Below are 19455 nucleotides of genomic sequence, written 5' to 3' on the forward strand. Positions count from 1 at the left end.
AATGTTCTTGCCGTTCAGCATGTCCTGGTAGCCCTCGTTGATCTGCTCCAGGCGGTACTGGGTGGTGACCATGTCGTCCAGGTTCAGCTTGCCGGCCTTATACATCGACAGCAGCTGCGGAATGTCGTATTGCGGGTTACCGCCGCCGAAGATGGTGCCCTGCAGGTTCTTCTGCATCAGGGTCAGCATCGCGAGGTTCAGGTTCACGTTGGTGTCCAGCAGGCTGCCGATGGCGGTCAGCACGCAGGTGCCACCCTTCTGGGTGATGTTGAGGTAGTTGTCGATGTCGGCGCCCTGCAGCTCGCCGACCGTGACCACGACCTTGTGGGCCATCAGGCCGTAGGTCACCTCGGCCATGCCCATCAGCGCGGCGTTGATGTCCGGGTAAACGTGGGTGGCGCCGAACTTCAGCGCCTGATCGCGCTTCCACTCCACCGGGTCGATCGCAATGACGTAGCGGGCACCGGCGTTGACCGCGCCCTGCAGCGCGGCCATGCCGAGCCCGCCGACGCCGACGATGGCGACGTCCTGCCCCGGCCGGATGTCGGCGGTGCGCACCGCCGAACCGTAGCCGGAGGTGACGCCGCAGCCCACCAGCGCGGCCACCTCGAACGGGACCGACGGGTCGATCTTCACCACCGAGGCGCGGTGCACCACCATGTACGGCGAGAAAGTGCCCAACAGCGTCATGGGGAAGACGTTCTGGCCGCGGGCCTGGATGCGGAAGGTGTTGTCACTGACCGCTTGGCCGCCCAGTAGCCCCGCGCCCAAGTCGCACAGGTTGCGCATGCCCGCCTGACAGGTCGGGCACGTGCCGCAGGACGGGATGAACGACAGCACCACGTGGTCGCCTGGCGCGATGTCCTCCACGCCCGGGCCGACCTCGGTGACGATGCCCGCGCCCTCATGGCCGCCAAGCACCGGGAAGCCCGCCATGGGGATGCCACCGGTGACTAGATGGTGATCCGAATGGCACATGCCGGCCGCTTCCATCTGGATCTTGACTTCGTCCTTGACCGGGTCGCCGATCTCGATTTCCTCGATGGACCACGGCTGGTTGAATTCCCAGATCAGCGCGCCTTTTGTTTTCATGAAGGACCTCCACTAGCATTCCCTGACCCGAGTGTCGGTGAAAGGGACCGGCCGGGGCCGGACGGCAATGTAGAACGTGTTCTCATTAGCAGACCATTATGGCCTGCGTCACCGCACGATAGACAATAGGGGCAGTAGATCACCAGATTGGCACCGGAGCCTGGCCCAGCGGGTAGTAGCCGGGCAGCTTCTCGCCGGCCAGGCTGCGCTCGATCCGCTTCTGCATGCCGGCCGACAGCTTGCCCTCTTTGATCAGCTGCATGTAGAGCGCCGAGACGTGGCCGAAATCGAAGAAGTCGCGCTGCCACTCGATGAGCGTGTCCGCGTTGAGCCGGAACCAACTGCCGCCGATGCCGTAGATCTCCTGCTGGCCGCCGTCACCGTCCAGCACGATCTGCTTCCAGAAGCCGACGATCTCGCCCTGCCGGTCGTCGATGAGGATCTTCTGGTACGGGTACTGCCAGTTCTCCAGCCCCTCCATCTCCAGGCCCAGCGCGATGTCGCGGATCTCGTCGATGCCCACGCACATCACGTCTTCTTTGGGACCGATGTTCCAGCCGTAGGTGGCCTCGGGTGCATAGAAGTCGGCCAACGGCTTCCAGTCGCCCGCCTTTTCGCAGTCCTTGTTGGCCTGCAGCCAGGTCTGCACCCACGTTTCGAGTGCCGCACGTTCGAAGGACGGCATAGGTCAGTCTTCTTTCTCTTTGATGAATAGTGCTTGGGTGGGGCACATATCGACGGCCCGTTCGACCTCGTCGCGGGCCTCCTCGGGCGGTTCGGAGTCGATGATCTCGACCTTGCCGCGCTTGGGCACGCGGAAGTAGTCCGGCGCCTCCAGTTCGCACATGGCGTGTCCCTGACACAAGTCCAGATCCGCCTCGATCCGGAACCCCTTGAAAGCTTCGGTGCCCATGAGTCTTAACCCTTACGCGCCGCGCTTGCGATAGCGGACCTTCGCCGGCCGGGCCAGCTGCACGACCATCTTCGAATGGTCGTTGTGATAGCTGTCGGCGGGCTGAGCCATTTCGAACTGATACTCGCGCAACAGAACCGAGAAGATCGCCTTGATCTGCATCTGTGCGAAAGCCGCACCGACGCAACGGTGCCGGCCCGCGCCGAACGGAATCCACGTCCATCGGTTGACGATGTCGGCCTGCTCGGGCTTGTCGTAGCGGTCGGGTTTGAACGCGTTCGGGTCGGGAAAGTCCTCGGGAATCCGGTTGGAGATGGCCGGGGACGCCGCCACATAGTCGCCGTCGTGGATCGGAAAGCCCTCGACCTCGAATTCGCCCTTGGCCACCCGCATCAGGATGATCAACGGTGGATGCAGCCGCAGCGTTTCCTTGACCACGTTGTCCAACTTCGGAATCTGGCGCAGCGCATGGAAACTCACCTCCTGGCCGTCGGAGTAGAGCTCCTCGAGCTCGGCGAGCACCTCGGCGTAGACGTCGGCATGGCGGATCAACTCGATCAACGTCCATGCCGACGTCCCGGAACTGGTGTGGTGGCCCGCGAACATCAGCGAGATGAACATCCCGGTGACCTCGTCGGCGGAGAACCGGGGCTTGCCCTCGTCGTCCTTGATGGAGACCAGCACGTCGAGCATGTCGCGGTCGGACTTGTCCTTCGGCGGGTTGGCCAGCCGCTGGTCCATGATTTCCTGCACCAGCGCAACGAGTTTGACACGGGCCTCGTCGCGGCGCTGGAAGCTTTCGATGGGCAGGTAAGGGTCGACGTAGCACAGCGGGTCGGTGCCGCGCTCCAGCTCGTGGTAGTACTCGGCGAACCGGTGGTCCAGCTGGTTGCGGAATTTCACGCCGATCAGGCAGGCCGTCGAGGTGTAGATGGTCAGCTCAGAGAAGAAGTCGAGCAGCTCGATCTCGCCTTCGTCACCCCAGTCGGCAATCATTCCCTTGACCTGAGCCTCGATGGTGGCGGCGTGGCCCTTCATCTGCTCGCCGCGCAGAGCCGAGTTGTGCAGCATCTCCTTGCGCCGCTCCGGGCTGGCGTCGAACACCACGCCCTTGCCGAAGATCGGCGCCATGAACGGGTACGCCGCGGCCTGGTCGAGATCCTCGTCGGCGGAACGGAAGAAGAACTCGTTGGCGTTCGCTCCCGACAGCAGGATGACGTGCTTGTCGACGAGCTGGAACCAGCCGACGTCGCCACACTCGTCACGGACACGCTGCATCAGGCCGATCGGATCCGTCCGAAACTCTTCGAGATGGCCGTGCTCTGCTTCACCACCGGAAACCCGCGGCACCGTCGCTGTGGTCATGAGTTCAACGCTCCCTCATCGAGTTTGAGTTGCTGGCGTTCTTTCGTCGTAATCAAGGGCGCTTCGGGTTGGAGCTCCATGTTGACCACGAAGCCGCCCCTAGGCGTCTCCGCGACGAACGTGATCGCCCGGGCGAGGTCTGCCGCCCGCAGGAAGTAGTCGTGACGGGCCTGACCCCATTTGGCCCAGTCCTCCAGCGCCGGGCCGATCAGCTCGGCGGGCAAACTCCAGCCCATCGCGGTCTTCGTCGGACCTGGGTGCACGATCGAGGCGCGCACACCCGTGCCTTCGAGCTCCATCTGCAGATTGGTCACCATTGCCGCCAGCGCGGCCTTGGCGGCGCCGTAGGCGCCCATGTGCGGGCGCGGGCGCAACCCCACGTCGGAACCGACGAAAATCAGGTCACCACGTTGACGCTCGACCATGCCGCCAAGCACCGCGGTGGCCAACCTGTTCGCACCGATCAGGTGAACCTGGATCTGCGATTCGAAAGTCTCCGTGTCGATTTCGTGCAGTTTGCCAAAGTAGGTGTCGCCCGCGCCGGTGACCAGAACTTCGATATCACCAATCTGGTCGGTGGCTTGGTGCACGAATGCCTTGACGGATTCGGGGTCGGTGACGTCGAGGTGCAGCGCGATCGCCTCGCCCCCGTCAGCGCGGATCTTCTCGACGATCTCCTGGCACTTCTCGACACGTCGCGCGCCGAGGGCGACCGGAAAGCCGTGTGCGGCAAGGTCCACCGCGGCGGCCGCCCCGATGCCAGACGATGCGCCGGCGACGATCGCGGGTCTGCGGGCCGGATGCGGTTCGAAGCGGGGCATTACCTTGCCTCCACAGTGATCGGTAGGTGGGCGAACCCGCGGACGTTACTTGAGTGGACGCGGACGGCGTTGGCCTCGTCGACCTGGTAGCCGCGGATTCGCTTGAACAGCTCGGTGAGCGCCACTCGGGCCTCCATGCGAGCCAGATGTGCCCCCAGGCAAAAGTGCGCACCGCTGCCGAAACTCATCAATTTGGAGCCGATTTCGCGCCCAATGAGATAGCGGTCGGGGTCGTCGAACACCCGCTCGTCGCGGTGCGCGGACCCGGGGAGCAGCAACAGGACGTCGCCTTCGGGGATCGTGGTGTCGTAGAGGGTGAGCTCCCCGGCGACGGTGCGTGCCAGGATTTGGCTGGACGTGTCGTAGCGCAGCGTCTCCTCGACCCACAGCGGCACCCGTTCCAGATCCGCATAGACCGGGGTCAGCTGGTCGGGGTTCTTGTAACCCCAGAACGCTGCATTCGCAAGGAGTTTGGTCGTGGTTTCGTTGCCGGCAATCACCATCAGGAACATGAAGCCGAGGACTTCTTCGTCGGTGAGCCGGTCGCCGTCGATCTCGGCCTCCAGCAGCGCGGTGGTCAGATCGTCGCTTGGCTTCTTGCGGCGCTCGGCGATCATCTCCTGGTAGTAGACGATCAGGTTGATCGACGCCTCGATCGCCGAGGCCGGGACATCGGTGACGCCGTCCTCGCGGTGCATCACGCCGTCGGCCATGGCGCGGATGCGGTCGCGGTCCTGCAGCGGCACGCCCATCAGTTCGGAGATCACGTCCATGGGCAGCTTGCCGGCGAATTCCGCGACATAGTCGACGGTTTCGGTGCCGTGGGCCTTGTCCATCATGGTGTCGAGGTGTTGCACGGCCAACTCGATGACCCGCGGCTCGAGTTCGCGGATGCGGCGCGGCGTGAAACCCTTCGACACCAGTGTGCGCAGACGCAGGTGGCCCGGATCATCCATGGCCAGGAACGACATCGTCTTCGACGCGTGCGGTCCGCGCGACACCGGATCCAGCGAGACGCCGTCGCGGTTGGAAAGCGTTGTGCTGTTGCGGAATCCCTGCAGCACGTCGCGATGCCGCGACAGGGCCCAGAAGCCGAGCTCGTCGTTGTGGTACAACGGCGCCTCGTCGCGCAAACGCTGGTAGTACGGATACGGGTCTTCGTGGAAGTCGTAGTCGTAGGGATCCAGGACCAGTTCATGGTCGCCGACTTTCACGGTCATGCGTCACCACCTGACTTTTGTCGTCCATCCACGGCGGTTGCCGTCCTTGTTGAGCCCGCCAGAACGAAGCTCACCACGTCGGTCAACCGTTCGGCGATCTTGTGATAGGTGAACTCGCCGCTGCCGAGCTGAACCAGCGCGCCGAAAAAGGTCATCTCGAGGACCGACACGGTGCGTGGGTCGGCACCGGGCCCGATAGCCGATGCGATGCGGCGATGAATTTCCGCGCCGATTCGGTCCCGCACGGCATTCACCGCGGAGTCGGCACCGCCGCCGAGCAACGCCGTGGTGCATGCGGCGCCGACCTCGGGTTCGTCGGCGACCACCAGCGCCAGGTGACGCAACGTGTTTTCCACCCGGGTGGACATCGGGTCATTGACGTCGGTGAAATACGGCACCCGCTTCACCAGGTCCAGGTAGACCTCGGCGATCAGGTGGTTCTTCGACGAAAAGTAGGTGTATGCGGTCGCCGGGGCCACCTTGGCGCGCGCCGCCACCATGCGCACGGTCAGGTCGGCATAGGACTTTTCCCGCAGGGTTTCCATGCCGGCGGCCAACACCTTGCGGAAGGTTTCTCCCTGGCGGCGGTTGCGCGGCGGCTCCGCGGTCTGCCGAGGAGTAACGGCCAGTGCATCGCTGGACACATGTCCAAGCTAGTGGATGGCAGCGAGGACAGGCAAGTCCAACTTGTGAAACACCAGCGTAATGGCCCTATGTCCGCGAACCTTCCGCCGCCGATGGGACTGGCCCTTGTGCCGTGGGTGGCCTGACGGCTATGGTGCGGAAGGGCAATATCGGACAGTTGTCCATCAGCAGTCCACTCGATTGACCCCTCGATATCAAGCACATAGGCGGGAGCGGTAGATGGCGCTGTTGGCTAACGGCGTGAGCGCACTGTTCATCGACGGCAAGTTCTCGGAAGGCAGCGCGGGCACCTTCCCGACGATCAACCCGGCCACGGAGGAGGTGCTCGGAGTGGCCGCCGACGCGAACCCCGGCGACATGGGTCGCGCCATCGACGCCGCGCGGCGCGCTTTCGACGAGACCGACTGGTCGTACAACACCGAACTGCGGGTGCGCTGCCTGCGGCAGCTGCAGGACGCGATGCGTCAACATCTCGAGGAGTTGCGCGACATCACCATCGCCGAGGTCGGCGCGCCGCGGATGCTGACCTCGATCGCCCACCTCGAGGGTCCCGTCAGCGATCTGACGTTCGCGGCGGACACGGCCGAATCCTACGTGTGGAACCAGGATCTCGGCGAAGCGTCGCCGATGGGGATCCCCACCCGGCGCACCATTGCGCGCGAAGCCGTCGGCGTCGTCGGCGCCATCACCCCGTGGAACTTCCCGCACCAGATCAACCTCGCCAAGCTGGGTCCCGCGCTCGCGGCGGGCAACACCGTCGTCCTCAAGCCCGCACCCGACACGCCTTGGTGCGCGGCGGTGCTCGGGGAACTCATCGCCGAGCACACCGACTTTCCGGCGGGCGTGATCAATATCGTCACCTCCAGCGACCACGCCGTCGGCGCGCTACTGGCCAAAGACCCTCGGGTGGACATGGTTTCGTTCACCGGATCGACGGCCACCGGCCGCAGCGTCATGGCCGACGGCGCCGCGACCGTCAAGAAGGTGTTCCTCGAACTGGGCGGCAAGTCGGCATTCGTCGTGCTCGACGACGCCGACTTGGGCGGTGCCGTTGGGATTGCCGGCTTCTCGGTCTGCATGCACGCCGGGCAGGGGTGCGCGATCACCACCAGGCTGCTGGTGCCGCGGGCCCGTTACGACGAAGCCGTCTCCATCGCCGCGGCCACCATGTCGGGGATCAAGGCGGGTGACCCCACCGACCCCGGGACCATCTGCGGGCCACTGATTTCGGCGCGGCAGCGGGATCGGGTACAGAGCTACCTGGACATCGCGATTGCCGAGGGCGGGTCGTTCGCGTGCGGTGGTGGTCGGCCGGCGGACCGGGATGTCGGTTTCTTCATCGAGCCCACGGTGATCGCGGGCCTGGGCAACGACTCCCGCCCGGCCCAGGAGGAGATCTTCGGGCCGGTCCTCACGGTGATCCCCCACGACGGTGACGACGACGCGGTGCGCATCGCCAACGACTCGGCATACGGCTTGTCGGGCACCGTGTTTGGTGCGGACCCTGACAGGGCCGCGAAGGCGGCTTCGCGGCTGCGGGTGGGCACCGTCAACGTCAACGGTGGCGTCTGGTATTCGGCCGACGCGCCATTCGGTGGCTACAAGCAGTCCGGAAACGGCCGGGAGATGGGGCTGGCCGGATTCGAGGAGTACCTGGAAATCAAAACCATTGCGACAGCGGTGAACTGACAGCCCCGAGAGGAAGACATGCGGTTTGAGAACAAAGTCGCCATCGTCACCGGGTCGGGGGGTGGCATCGGTCAGGCATACGCCGAAGCGCTGGCCCGCGAGGGCGCGGCAGTGGTGGTGGCCGACATCAACGCCGAGGCCGCCGAAGGGGTGGCCAAGCGGATCGTCGCCGACGGTGGTACGGCCCTCAGCGTTCCGGTCGACGTCTCCGACCCCGCGTCGGCCAAGGAGATGGCCGACCGCACCCTGGCCGAGCTTGGCGGCATCGACTACCTGGTCAACAACGCCGCGATCTTCGGGGGCATGAAGCTGGACTTCCTGCTCACCATCGATCCGGACTATTACCGGAAGTTCATGAGCGTGAACCTCGACGGTGCGCTGTGGTGCACCCGCGCCGTGTACAAGAAGATGGCCAAGCGCGGCGGCGGGGCAATCATCAACCAGTCGTCTACCGCTGCCTGGCTTTACGCCAACTACTACGGACTGGCCAAGGTCGGCATCAATGGCCTGACCCAGCAGCTGTCCCGCGAACTGGGCGGCCAGAACATCCGGATCAACGCGATCGCACCCGGTCCCATTGACACGGAGGCCAACCGGACCACCACCCCCAAGGAGATGGTCGACGACATCGTCAAGGGTCTTCCGTTGTCCCGCATGGGAACTCCTGACGATCTGGTGGGCATGTGCCTGTTCCTGCTGTCCGACGAGGCCTCCTGGATCACCGGGCAGATCTTCAATGTCGATGGCGGACAGGTCATCCGCTCATGACGAACGACGTCAAGCTCGGGTACATCGGCCTGGGCAACATGGGCACCCCGATGGCTAAGAAGATGCTTGAATGGCCTGGCGGCTTAACGGTTTACGACATTCGGACCGAAGCCATGACGCCGTTGGCCGAGCGGGGTGCCTTGCTGGCCGACAGCGTCGCCGACGTCGCTAGTGCCGACATCATCAGCGTCACCGTGCTGAACGACGCTCAGGTGCGTGAGGTCGTGGCCGAGTTGGCGGCACATGCCAAGCCCGGCACCGTCATCGCGATTCACTCGACGATCAGCGACACCACCGCGGAGGAGCTTGCGCGCGAGCACGAACCGCACGACATCCACGTGGTCGACGCGCCGGTCAGCGGCGGTGGGCGTGCCGCCCGTTTCGGTCAACTGGCCACCATGGTGGGCGCTGGTGACGAAGTCTTCGCCCGGGTCAAAGAGCCGTTCTCGCACTGGGCGGAGTTGGTGGTTCACGCCGGGCCGCCCGGCGCGGGCACCCGGATGAAGTTGGCCCGCAATATGCTCACCTTCACCACGTGGGCTGCAGTGGGTGAGGCGTGGAAGCTGGCAGAGGCCGCCGGGCTGAACCTGTTAGACCTTGGCGAGGTGGTGCGCCACACCGACAAGCTGACCGGTGCTGCCGGGTCGATCATGTACCGCGAGGACACGAAGGATCTTGAGCCGGGCCACTTCCTCTACGACGGGTTCATGCACACTCGGGGCCTCGGGGAGAAGGACCTGAGCCTTGCGCTGGCGCTGGCCGAGGCGGTGTCCGTCGACCTGCCGCTGGCTAAGCTGGCTCTCGAGCAGCTCGGGCCGGCCCTTGGGGTACCGCACACACAGAAAGAGTCGTGATGGACGAACTGCGCCGCAAGGGCCTCGAGAAAATGAACGAGGTCTACGCGTGGGAGATGCCGGACGTGCCCGGCGAATTTTTCGCGCTGACCGTCGAGCATCTCTTCGGCCGTATCTGGACCCGGCCGGGTCTGTCGATGCGGGACCGGCGAATGATGCTGCTCGGCGTGCTGACCGCACTCAACCAGGAGGATTTGCTGGAGGTCCAGGTCAACGCCGTTCTGCAGAACCAGGAGTTGACCCGGGAAGAACTGCGCGAGATGGCGATCTTCCTGACGCACTATGTCGGCTTTCCGCTGGGGTCCAAGCTCGACGGCGTCATCAAACGGGTCGCGGCCAAGCGCAAGAAGGCCGCCGAAGCGGGCACCGCTGACGACAAGAAAGCCAATGTCAACAGCGCGCTGCAGATGCACACGGGTAAGACCCTCGAATAGCGCTTGTTCGCCCGGTAGTGCCGCTGGCTGAGCCAGCCGACAAAGTTTGCCCGGTCGCGGCGGTCCCCCATCTGTGATAGACCTTCTCCACAGCCTGACGTATCGATTGGCCTCATGAGAGGAACATGGCAATGGCTATCATCCGGGGCTTTGTCGCAACAGCTCTGTTCGCTGGTTTTGCTATCGGTGTCGCCAGCCCAGCTCGCGCTGACCTACCGACCATGAACGGCAGTTACAACGAGACCTCGACATCGCCCTCTGGCCGGGCCGTTGTCACCTCGTGGACCGTCAGTCCTTGCGGTGACGGTTGCGTCTACGTCAAAGCTGGGGCCGGGGGCGGCCAAGCGCGGTTGATCGATGGTCAGTGGGTACTAGACGGCATGGGCGACTTGAGCTGCGGGGACGGCAGTTATTTTCAGATGGCCACCAATTCCCACGTGACGTGGGATCCCGATACTCTCGCGGGTACATCCACGATTACCTACATCCTTCCCGTCTGCGGTCAGCCGGCCGGATATGTGCAAATCAACCAGGTGCAAATCAAACAGGCATCCTGACGCTGGCTATGGGTGGCGGCGTCGCCGCCGATGGCCGGGCGCTGCCTCGGCTACTCTGACGTGTCGTGCGCGTCCTAGTGATCGGCTCCGGTGCCCGTGAACATGCACTGCTGCTGGCGCTCCACGGAGACCCGCAGGTCAGCGGGCTCGCCGTAGCTCCCGGTAACGCCGGTACTGCCGGGTTGGCCGAGCAGCATGACGTCGACATCACCTCCGGTGCGGACGTCGTCGCACTGGCGCGCACGGTCCGGGCCGACATGGTGGTCATCGGCCCCGAGGTGCCGCTGGTGCTCGGCGTCGCCGATGCCGTGCGCGCCGCGGGCATCGTCTGCTTCGGGCCCAGCAGGGACGCCGCCCGCATCGAGGGCTCGAAGGCGTTCGCCAAAGAGGTCATGGCCGCAGTTGGCGTACGCACCGCGGCCAGCGAGATCGTCGACAACCCAGCGTATTTGGACGCCGCGCTGGAGCGGTTCGGGCCACCCGCCGGTGATCCGGCGTGGGTGGTCAAGGACGACCGTCTGGCCGCCGGCAAGGGTGTCGTGGTGACGGCTGATCGCGACGTTGCGCGTGCCCATGCCGCCGGGCTGCTCGAGGCTGGCCACCCCGTGCTGCTGGAGGCCTTTCTCGATGGTCCCGAAGTGTCGTTGTTCTGCGTCGTCGACGGTGAGACCGTGGTGCCGCTGCTGCCGGCGCAGGATTTCAAGCGGGTGGGCGACGGCGACACCGGGCCCAACACCGGCGGCATGGGGGCGTACGCGCCGCTGCCGTGGCTGTCCGACGAGATCTACCGGCGGGTGGTCAGCGAGATTGTCGAACCGGTTGCGGCCGAACTGGTCCGGCGCGAAAGCACGTTCTGCGGCCTGCTGTATATCGGACTTGCCATCACCTCGAGCGGGCCGGCCGTGGTCGAATTCAACTGTCGCTTCGGCGATCCGGAGACCCAAGCCGTCCTTGCCCTGCTGGAGTCACCGCTTGGACAGCTTCTGTATGCCGCGGCCACCGGCGCGCTGGCCGACTTCGACGAATTGCGTTGGCGGGAAGGCGTTGCCGTCACGGTGGTGCTGGCGGCCGAAAACTATCCTGGACGCCCCCGGGTCGGAGACGTCATCGTCGGTTCCGAAACCGAGGGTGTGCTGCACGCCGGAACGACGCGCCGCGACGACGGCGCGATCGTGTCGTCGGGCGGACGGGTGCTGTCGGTGGTGGGCACCGGGCCTGACCTGTCCGCTGCGCGCGCAAACGCATACGACATTTTGCGTTCAATCCGGTTGCCCGGCAGTCATTTCCGAAGCGATATCGGGCTGTCAGCAGCGGAGGGCAAGATCAGCGTTTAGCGGTTGAGCCCGTTGACGGCCCAATGGCGCTCGTGTCGCGGCATTCACTCTGCGCCGAGGGCGCACGTCACTCGAACTTCATCGACGCAGACGCAGAGTCAATCGTCAGGCAGAGAACCCTAGAAAGCCGCGGCCTGCCCGTCGCGTCGTGGATCGCTCGCCGCAAAGTATCCGTCTTCGAGGCGCCAGATCGCCTGGCAGCTACCGAACTGGTTGTAGTCGTCGACGGCGACCAAGTCATGCCCGCGCCGCCGAAGCTCATCTAGCGTCGCCTGCGGGAATCCTTTCTCGCAGCTGACCTGCATGCCCTGCACCCACCGGAACCGCGGGCCATCGCAGGCCGCCTGCGGGTTTTGGCCGTGATCAGCGATGCGCACCAACACCTGCACATGCCCTTGGGGCTGCATCGCGCCGCCCATCACCCCGAAGCTCATCACGGGAGCACCGTCCCTGGTGACAAAGCCCGGGATGATCGTGTGGTAAGGACGCTTGTTCGGGCCAACCCGGTTTGGATGTGCCTGAGCCGCAGTGAAACCCGCGCCGCGGTTCTGCAACGAAATTCCGGTGCCCGGCACCACCACCCCGGAGCCGAAACCCAGGTAGTTCGATTGGATCATCGACACCATCATTCCGGAGGCATCAGCGGCGGTGAGGTACACGGTGCCGCCCTTCGGGGTGCCGGCGGATGCCGGCCTCGCCCGATTCCGGTCGATCAGCGCCGCGCGCTGCGCCAGGTACTCCTTGTCCAGGAGGCGTTCGGGGCGCACCGCCATGTGGTCGATGTCGGCGACATAGGCTTGCGCGTCAGCGAAAGCCAGCTTCACCGCCTCGATCTGCAGGTGCACACTGTCGGCGGAATCGACTGGCAGCGTGGCCATGTCGAAGTGTTCGAGGATGCCTAGCGCTATCATCGCGACGATACCCTGCCCGTTGGGCGGTATCTCGTGAACGGTGTACCCGCGGTAGTCGGCGCTGATGGTGCCCACCCAGTCGGCTCGATGGGCGGCTAGGTCGGCGGCGCGCATCGCGCCGCCGTGGGTCGCCGCATGGGCCTCGAGTCTCACCGCCAGTTCACCCTGGTAGAACGCCTCGCCCTTAGTCTCAGCGATTTTCTCGAGCGTATCCGCGTGATCGGGAAACCTAAACAGCTCACCGGGTTTCGGCGCGCGACCGGCAGGCATGAACGCCTCGGCGAACCCGGGCTGCTGCTGGAACAGCGGCACCTGTGCCGCCCACTGCGCGGCGACCGTCGGTGACACCAGAAACCCGTTGCGGCCGTAGCTAATAGCTGATTCAAAGAGCCTTTCGAACCTGAGCTTGCCAAACTTTGTGTGCAGCTCGACCCAGGCCGAAACCGCACCGGGCACGGTCACCGAATTCCAGCCGAGTGCGGGAACACCGTTGTCGCCGAAGAATTCCGGCGTCCAGGCCGCGGGTGAGCGGCCGGAGGCGTTCAGGCCGTGCAGTCGCCGGCCGTCCCAGACAATGGCGTAGGCGTCGGCGCCGATGCCGTTGGACACCGGCTCTACCAATGTGAGGGTGATCGCGGTGGCGATGGCCGCGTCGACGGCGCTGCCGCCCTCGGCGAGCATGCGCAGGCCGGCCTGGGCGGCCAGCGGTTGCGACGTGCACACGGCATTGGCCGCCAGGACGGGCTTGCGTGGCCAGGCGTACGGGAAGGTCCAATCCGACGGCGCGGTCACGTCCGCGAGCGTAGCGCCATGGCGATCCTCCGCTGCGTTTTTCGCAGTGGCGTGACGCTCGCGAACGGGCGGTAACACCAACGCGTCACAGCCCCGAAGGACTAGCCCGCCAGCAGCGGCGCAATCCAGGTCAGCTCCGCCGGCAGTTGCGAGTCCCAAAACGCCGCGTTGTGTCCCCCCGGTGAAAAGCCGCCCGCGGGCGGGTTGGGCAGTTGAGTCACGAACTGTTTCGTCGCGGCATAGAACGGATCGTCGTTGCCACAATCCACCCGGATCGGAATGGACCCCAGCGCTGGCATCCCGAACACGGAGTTCGCCGCAAAGTCGTCGGCCCCATCGAAGGCGCCGGGCGCGGCCTCCCCGGCGGACATCCAAAGCGCCGGGCTCACCGCGCAGATCGCCGCCGTCCGCCCAGCTCCCAACCGACCGCCGAGCAGCAAGGCGCCGTAGCCGCCCATCGACCAACCCAGGAACGCCACCCGGGAGGTGTCCAGATGCTGGGTGTCCAGCATCGGGATCAGTTCGTTGAGCACCATGGCCCCGGAGTCTTCGCCCGAAGCCCGCTTGTGCCAGTAGCTCCCGCCGCCGTCGACGGCGACCACCGCAAATGGCGGCAAGCCGGCGTCGACGGCCTGGGCCAGCCCCTGCTCGACACCGCCGGCCATCACGGTCGCCGCGTCGCTGCCCTTACCGTGCAGCGCGATCACCGGCCGCAGCTGCTTGGTCTGACCCGGCGGGCGTGCGATCGCCCAGTTGGTCGATATCCCGCCGCGTGCGGCCGACACGAACGAGCCCGTAACCATCGTGGGAGCGGCCTCGGCGGGCGGGGCAGGATCGACTGGCCGTGTCGGCGCCAACGGGACGTTGGTACCACTCGGCGGTGCCGGCATCGCCTGCGATGTTCGAGGATGAAACACGATGTCAAGGGCATAAGCCCCGGCTGCTCCGGCAGCCGCGCTGAGGCCGAGGCCGAGCACCGCGCGTCGGCTCAAGTCGGGCATGCCGGACATCATGCCATGGACGTTTGGCGAAAATGGCAATGCAGTACCACTTTGACTGGCACCATGCTAGGCGTGACGGCAGCAGTTACTCCAAAAGGGGAACGACGACGGTACGCACTAGTGAGCGCGGCCGCCGAGCTGCTTGGCGAGGGCGGGTTCGAAGCGGTGCGACACCGGGCGGTCGCCCGGCGGGCCGGGTTGCCGTTGGCATCCACCACCTATTACTTCTCGTCCCTCGACGATTTGATCGTCCGCGCGGTCGAACACATCGGGATGATCGAGGTGGCGCACCTGCGGTCCCGCGTCAACGCCCTGTCCCGTCGGCGGCGGGGACCGGAGACCACCGCCGAAGTGCTGGTCGACCTGCTGGTGGGAGACATAGCGGGTCCGGGTCTCGCCGAGCAGCTGATTTCGCGCTACGAGCGCCACATCGCCTGCACCCGCTTGCCGGCGTTGGCCGACGGCATGCGCCGCAGCCTGCGGCAGCGCGCGGAAGCGGTGGCCGAGGCCATCGAGCGATCGGGCCGCTCCGTGCAGATCGAACTGGTGTGCACGCTGATCTGCGCTGTCGACGGCGCGGTGGTTTCCGCACTGGTCGAGGGGCGGGACCCGCGGGCGGCCGCGCTAACGACAGTGATTGACCTGATCGACGTGCTCGCGCCGTTCGAGCAGGACCTGACCCGTCAGCGGGTACTGCGCGGCGTTGTCACCAAGCCCGTCGGCAACGACGGCGTGACGATGTATCCGGTGGCCGAGTCCCCGTAGATGGTGATGTCGGCCGGGCGACGCTCGGCGTACAGGCACACATAGGCGCACATGACGGCGTCGATCGGATCCTCGGCGCGGCGCAGCTCGCTTTTGCGTTGCGCGGCCACCACTTCGCGGCGCAACTCGAGCCAGGCCGGACCGGCCACGCGCAGGGGCACCGCGGCGTCCCTGAGCCGTTCGAGGCCGTACATCAACACCAGCAGTTCCGACTTGAGCTGGGCGAGATCACGACCCGGCTTAGCCTTGTATTTCAGCGTGCGCGACAGCCGAAGCAGCACCACCGTCGCCGCATGGGGATAGACCTCGATGGCCCGTCGCGTGGCCGCGCCGAAGGGGTCCAGGTTCAGCCCTAGCGCGCCGGCCAACCTGCCCGCGCGGGGATCGTCGGCGAACTCGGGTTTGCCGGTGTTGGCCGGGTGTGTACCCGCTTCGAACCTGCGGAAGTCACGGTTGAGCGCGGTCTCGGCCGGACGCTGGCCGGTGGGGTTGGTTACCACCAGCGGCGCGTCGAACCCGACCAGGCAATCGCCCTCTGTGTACGGGGTTAGCGCCGCGAGTACGTCGGCGTCGTCACGGGCGACCTGGACGTGGATCAGGCGGCCGTCCCGGTCGACGACCGCAACACCCGTCGGATTGCGCAGGCCCCAGGCGAGGTCCACGCCGACGAAGTACATCGGCACAAGGGTATAGCGGTTGGGGCGCGATTCTCGCGGCGTTCACTCTGCGCTGAGGGTGCAGGTCACTCGGAAAAGTTCGCCACCAGTGCAGTATCAAATCGGCGGGCAGTGCTGGGCCGCAGCCGTAAGCTGTGTGTTCGTGAGCATTCCGAACGTGCTGGCCAACCGCTACGCCAGCGCCGAAATGGTCGCCATCTGGTCGCCGGAGGCCAAGGTGGTCGCCGAGCGGCGGCTGTGGATCGCGGTGTTGCGCGCGCAGGCCGAGCTGGGTGTGGATGTTCCGCCCGAAGCGATCCCCGACTATGAACGGGTGCTCGACGACGTCGACCTGCCCTCGATCGCCGCCCGCGAACGGGTGCTGCGCCACGACGTCAAGGCCCGCATCGAGGAATTCAACGCGCTGGCCGGCCACGAGCACGTGCACAAGGGCATGACCAGCCGCGACCTGACCGAGAACGTTGAGCAGTTGCAGATCCGCCGGTCGATGGAATTGGTTTTCTCCCACGGGATTGCGGTGGTCGCGCGGCTCGCCGAGCGGGCGGTGGCCTACCGTGACCTCGTCATGGCCGGCCGCAGCCACAACGTCGCCGCCCAGGCCACCACATTGGGCAAACGGTTCGCCTCCGCGGCTCAGGAGACGCTGACCGCGCTGACCAGGCTGCGCGAGCTGATCGACCGCTACCCCCTGCGGGGTATCAAGGGCCCGATGGGCACCGCGCAGGACATGCTCGACCTGCTCGACGGCGACGGCACCAAACTCGCCCAATTGGAACGGCGAGTCACCGAATTCTTGGGCTTCTCAACCGTTTTGATCAGCGTCGGGCAGGTGTATCCGCGTTCGCTGGACCACGACGTGGTGTCAGCGCTGGTGCAGCTCGGGGCGGGGCCGTCGTCGCTGGCGCACACCATCCGGCTGATGGCCGGGCACGAGCTGGTCACCGAGGGCTTCGCGGAGGGACAGGTCGGCTCGTCGGCGATGCCACACAAGATGAACACTCGAAGCTGCGAACGAGTCAACGGGCTGCAGGTGGTGTTGCGCGGGTACGGGTCCATGGCCGCCGAACTGGCCGGCGCACAGTGGAACGAGGGCGACGTGTTCTGCTCGGTGGTGCGTCGAGTTGCGTTGCCGGACAGCTTCTTTGCCATCGACGGACAGATCGAGACGTTTCTGACGGTGCTCGACGAGTTCGGCGCCTACCCGGCGGTCATCCAGCGAGAGTTGGATCGCTACCTGCCGTTCCTGGCCACCACGAAGGTGTTGATCGCGGCGGTGCGGGCCGGCATGGGTCGCGAGTCGGCGCACCACGTGATCCGCGAACATGCGGTGGCCACGGCATTGGCCATGCGCGAACGGGGCGCGGAGCCCGACCTGTTGGACCGGTTGGCCGCCGACGAGCGGCTGCCACTGGACCGGGGGGCGCTGGACGCCGCACTGGCCGACAAGAAGGCCTTCATCGGCGCGGCGGGCGACCAGGTCGACGCGGTGGTCGCTGAAGTGGACGCGTTGGTGGCGCGGCACCCGGAGGCCGCCAAGTACACGCCCGGGGCGATCCTGTGACCCTCGCCGGCGCGGTCTCCGGGATCGACTTCACCGACCTGGACAACTTCGCCAATGGGTTTCCGCACCAGCTGTTCGCGGTCCATCGGCGCGAGGCGCCCGTGTACTGGCATGAGCCGACCGAGAATACCCCCGACGGCGAGGGCTTCTGGTCCGTAGCGACGTACGCGGAAACCCTTGAAGTGCTGCGTGATCCACTGACCTACTCGTCGGTGAGCGGCGGTGAGCGGGCGTACGGCGGCACGCTGTTGCAGGACCTGGCCATCGCGGGTCAGGTGCTCAACATGATGGACGACCCGCGGCATTCGCAGATCCGGCGGTTGGTGAGCTCCGGGCTGACGCCGCGGATGATCCGCCGCGTCGAGGACGATCTGCGTGCCCGTGCGCGCCGGCTGCTGGATGCCGTTGTGCCCGGCGAGCCATTCGACTTCCTGGTCGACGTCGCCGCCGAACTGCCGATGCAGATGATCTGCATCCTGCTGGGAGTGCCGGAGTCCGAACGGCATTGGCTGTTCGAGGCGATCGAGCCGCAGTTCGATTTCGGAGGGGCGCGAAGGGCAGCATTGTCGCAGATTTCGGTTGCGGAGGCCGGGTCGCGGATGTACGAGTACGGGCAGCAGTTGATCGCCTCGAAGCGGGTGCAACCAACCGACGACATGTTGTCGGTCGTGGTGAATGCGACGCTCGACGACCCGGATGCGTCCGCCATGTCCGATATTGAGCTATACCTGTTCTTCAGCCTGCTGTTCAGCGCTGGGGCGGAGACGACGCGTAACGCGGTCGCGGGCGGTCTGCTGGCGCTGGCCGACCATCCGACGCAATGGCTAAGGCTGCGTGGCGATTTCGAGTTGTTGCCGACGGCGGTCGAGGAGATGATCCGATGGACGTCGCCGTCGCCGTCCAAGCGGCGCACCGCGACTCGCGACGTCACACTCGGTGGACAACCGATCGAGGCGGGGCAGAAGGTGCAGATCTGGGAGGGCTCGGCCAACCGCGACGCCGATGTGTTCGATCGCGCCGACGAGTTCGACATCACCCGAAAGCCCAATCCGCACTTAGGTTTCGGGCAGGGTATCCACTACTGCCTGGGCGCCAATCTGGCCCGCTTGGAGCTGCGGGTGTTGTTCGAGGAGATGCTGTCGCGCTTCGGCGCGGTGCGAGTGGTCGAGCCCGTCGAATGGACACGCAGCAACCGGCATACCGGCATTCGGCACCTGGTTGTGGAATTCACGCCGTCATGACACTGCCGGAGCGCCGTATCCGGGCCCTACCAACCGCCGTATTCTTGCCCGCCGCGGCGCACCCGGCCGGGGTGGGCTCGCTCGAGGGGTGAATTCGCATCGAGATTGCCGCCATGGTCGTGGTGGGGGCTAATTAACAGCCCTCACGGCAATCTCGGCGCCCAAGCGCCCGGCGCCCGGCGCCCGGCGCCCAACGTCAGCGGACCCTGATCCCGGCCGAGCGCAGCTCCAATGCGGCCAACGAGCGCATGGTTATCGGGTCCTCGCGGCGCCACGCGGCAACCGGATCCGCGCTGACCTTCGCCAACTTAGCCGGCGCACGGTTTGCCAAGGCCCGCAGCGCCAACAGCTGCTCCCCGGCTGGCGTCGCCGCCAGCGCGGTGACAACCCATTTGCGGCGGAAGAACCGGACCCGCAGAAACAACCATGGCATCGTCACCGCGAGAATCGGCGGCGAGGCGACCGCCAGAGCAAGCAACACCGCGAGCCAACTCGCCGTGCTATCCAGGCTGTGGCCCGCTCCAGCGATATCGAGGGCGGCCTCGGCCGCTGCGGTGATGGGCTTGCTCACCGCGTCGCCGACCACCGGGATGCGCTGCGCGCTATGGCCCGCTGACGCCAGATTGCCCGCGATTCCCTGCGAACCGCTCTCGAGTTGGCGGCCGGCCTCGCCGATCGTCGCGATGGCGCTGTGCACGGCCAGGCCGACGAACACCCATACCGTCGTCCACAGCGAGACGCTGATATCGCTGAACAGTTGGGTCAACAGTCGGAGGGGCCTGGTGGAATAGGGCAAAAACCGCGATCTCATAGTG

The 19455-nt window shown here is 65.9% G+C and carries 19 protein-coding genes and 1 pseudogene; 9 read left to right on the forward strand and 11 right to left on the reverse strand.

The window, feature by feature from the left end; genetic code table 11:
* From JO236_RS04245 to JO236_RS04275, 7 genes are all read right to left on the reverse strand, one after another.
* On the reverse strand, positions 1-1092 hold a 1092-nt coding region (locus JO236_RS04245), incomplete at its 3' end, for an NDMA-dependent alcohol dehydrogenase (protein WP_293325187.1).
* Between the two features lie 139 nt (positions 1093-1231).
* Positions 1232-1777, reverse strand: coding sequence for a nuclear transport factor 2 family protein (locus JO236_RS04250; protein ID WP_293325190.1), 546 nt, complete (start codon positions 1775-1777; stop codon positions 1232-1234).
* Between the two features lie 3 nt (positions 1778-1780).
* Positions 1781-2005: a ferredoxin gene (locus JO236_RS04255; RefSeq protein ID WP_293325192.1), complete on the reverse strand. Its 225-nt coding sequence runs from the start codon at positions 2003-2005 to the stop codon at positions 1781-1783.
* Positions 2006-2017: 12 nt separating this feature from the next.
* The gene (locus tag JO236_RS04260) at positions 2018-3370 is read right to left on the reverse strand and encodes a cytochrome P450 (RefSeq protein ID WP_293325195.1); all 1353 of its coding nucleotides are present in this window, start codon (positions 3368-3370) and stop codon (positions 2018-2020) included.
* Positions 3367-4191, reverse strand: a complete 825-nt coding sequence (locus JO236_RS04265) for an SDR family oxidoreductase (RefSeq protein ID WP_293325197.1) — start codon at positions 4189-4191, stop codon at positions 3367-3369. The genes JO236_RS04260 and JO236_RS04265 overlap by 4 nt, the downstream gene beginning before the upstream one ends.
* A complete protein-coding gene (locus JO236_RS04270) occupies positions 4191-5411 on the reverse strand; it encodes a cytochrome P450 (RefSeq protein WP_293325200.1) in 1221 nt (406 codons plus the stop codon). The genes JO236_RS04265 and JO236_RS04270 overlap by 1 nt, the downstream gene beginning before the upstream one ends.
* The gene (locus JO236_RS04275) at positions 5408-6055 is read right to left on the reverse strand and encodes a TetR/AcrR family transcriptional regulator (RefSeq protein WP_293325202.1); all 648 of its coding nucleotides are present in this window, start codon (positions 6053-6055) and stop codon (positions 5408-5410) included. Before JO236_RS04275 ends, JO236_RS04270 begins: the two co-directional genes overlap by 4 nt.
* 220 nt (positions 6056-6275) lie before the next feature.
* Here JO236_RS04275 and JO236_RS04280 point away from each other — a divergent pair, with 220 nt between their 5' ends.
* From JO236_RS04280 to purD, 6 genes are all read left to right on the forward strand, one after another.
* Complete coding sequence (locus tag JO236_RS04280; RefSeq protein ID WP_293325205.1) at positions 6276-7745, forward strand: aldehyde dehydrogenase; 1470 nt, start codon at positions 6276-6278, stop codon at positions 7743-7745.
* A gap of 18 nt (positions 7746-7763) precedes the next feature.
* Complete coding sequence (locus tag JO236_RS04285; protein ID WP_293325207.1) at positions 7764-8513, forward strand: SDR family oxidoreductase; 750 nt, start codon at positions 7764-7766, stop codon at positions 8511-8513.
* Positions 8510-9367, forward strand: a complete 858-nt coding sequence (locus JO236_RS04290; protein WP_293325210.1) for an NAD(P)-dependent oxidoreductase — start codon at positions 8510-8512, stop codon at positions 9365-9367. Before JO236_RS04285 ends, JO236_RS04290 begins: the two co-directional genes overlap by 4 nt.
* Positions 9367-9801: a carboxymuconolactone decarboxylase family protein gene (locus JO236_RS04295; protein ID WP_416362151.1), complete on the forward strand. Its 435-nt coding sequence runs from the start codon at positions 9367-9369 to the stop codon at positions 9799-9801. The genes JO236_RS04290 and JO236_RS04295 overlap by 1 nt, the downstream gene beginning before the upstream one ends.
* 131 nt (positions 9802-9932) lie before the next feature.
* On the forward strand, positions 9933-10358 hold the full coding sequence (locus tag JO236_RS04300) for a hypothetical protein (protein ID WP_293325215.1): 426 nt from the start codon (positions 9933-9935) through the stop codon (positions 10356-10358).
* Between the two features lie 65 nt (positions 10359-10423).
* A complete protein-coding gene (gene purD / locus JO236_RS04305) occupies positions 10424-11692 on the forward strand; it encodes a phosphoribosylamine--glycine ligase (RefSeq protein ID WP_293325217.1) in 1269 nt (422 codons plus the stop codon).
* A gap of 119 nt (positions 11693-11811) precedes the next feature.
* On the opposite strand, the gene JO236_RS04310 is transcribed toward purD, so the two are convergent.
* Both JO236_RS04310 and JO236_RS04315 read right to left on the reverse strand, forming a co-directional pair.
* The gene (locus JO236_RS04310) at positions 11812-13395 is read right to left on the reverse strand and encodes a gamma-glutamyltransferase family protein (RefSeq protein ID WP_293325220.1); all 1584 of its coding nucleotides are present in this window, start codon (positions 13393-13395) and stop codon (positions 11812-11814) included.
* A gap of 101 nt (positions 13396-13496) precedes the next feature.
* Entirely contained in the window at positions 13497-14408 is a 912-nt protein-coding gene (locus JO236_RS04315) for an alpha/beta hydrolase-fold protein (protein ID WP_293325305.1), read from the reverse strand.
* Between the two features lie 51 nt (positions 14409-14459).
* On the opposite strand from JO236_RS04315, the pseudogene JO236_RS04320 reads away from it, so the two are divergent.
* Positions 14460-15068: pseudogene (locus JO236_RS04320) on the forward strand (TetR/AcrR family transcriptional regulator); the annotation flags it as partial.
* 11 nt (positions 15069-15079) lie between these two features.
* Here JO236_RS04320 and JO236_RS04325 read toward each other — a convergent pair.
* A complete protein-coding gene (locus tag JO236_RS04325; RefSeq protein ID WP_293325222.1) occupies positions 15080-15838 on the reverse strand; it encodes a DUF429 domain-containing protein in 759 nt (252 codons plus the stop codon).
* A gap of 142 nt (positions 15839-15980) precedes the next feature.
* Here JO236_RS04325 and purB point away from each other — a divergent pair, with 142 nt between their 5' ends.
* Together purB and JO236_RS04335 are read left to right on the forward strand one after the other, a co-directional pair.
* Positions 15981-17399, forward strand: coding sequence for an adenylosuccinate lyase (gene purB, locus JO236_RS04330; RefSeq protein WP_293325224.1), 1419 nt, complete (start codon positions 15981-15983; stop codon positions 17397-17399).
* Positions 17396-18640 carry a cytochrome P450 gene (locus JO236_RS04335; protein ID WP_293325226.1) on the forward strand — a complete coding sequence of 415 codons (1245 nt, stop codon included), beginning with the start codon at positions 17396-17398 and terminating at the stop codon, positions 18638-18640. Before purB ends, JO236_RS04335 begins: the two co-directional genes overlap by 4 nt.
* A 196-nt stretch (positions 18641-18836) precedes the next feature.
* Here the strand turns inward: JO236_RS04335 and JO236_RS04340 are convergent, their stop codons facing one another.
* Positions 18837-19451: a hypothetical protein gene (locus tag JO236_RS04340; protein ID WP_293325229.1), complete on the reverse strand. Its 615-nt coding sequence runs from the start codon at positions 19449-19451 to the stop codon at positions 18837-18839.
* Between the last annotated feature and the right edge of the window lie 4 nt (positions 19452-19455).

It is taken from the genome of Mycobacterium sp. (assembly GCF_019247635.1).
In the GTDB taxonomy this organism is placed as follows: Bacteria; Actinomycetota; Actinomycetes; order Mycobacteriales; family Mycobacteriaceae; genus Mycobacterium.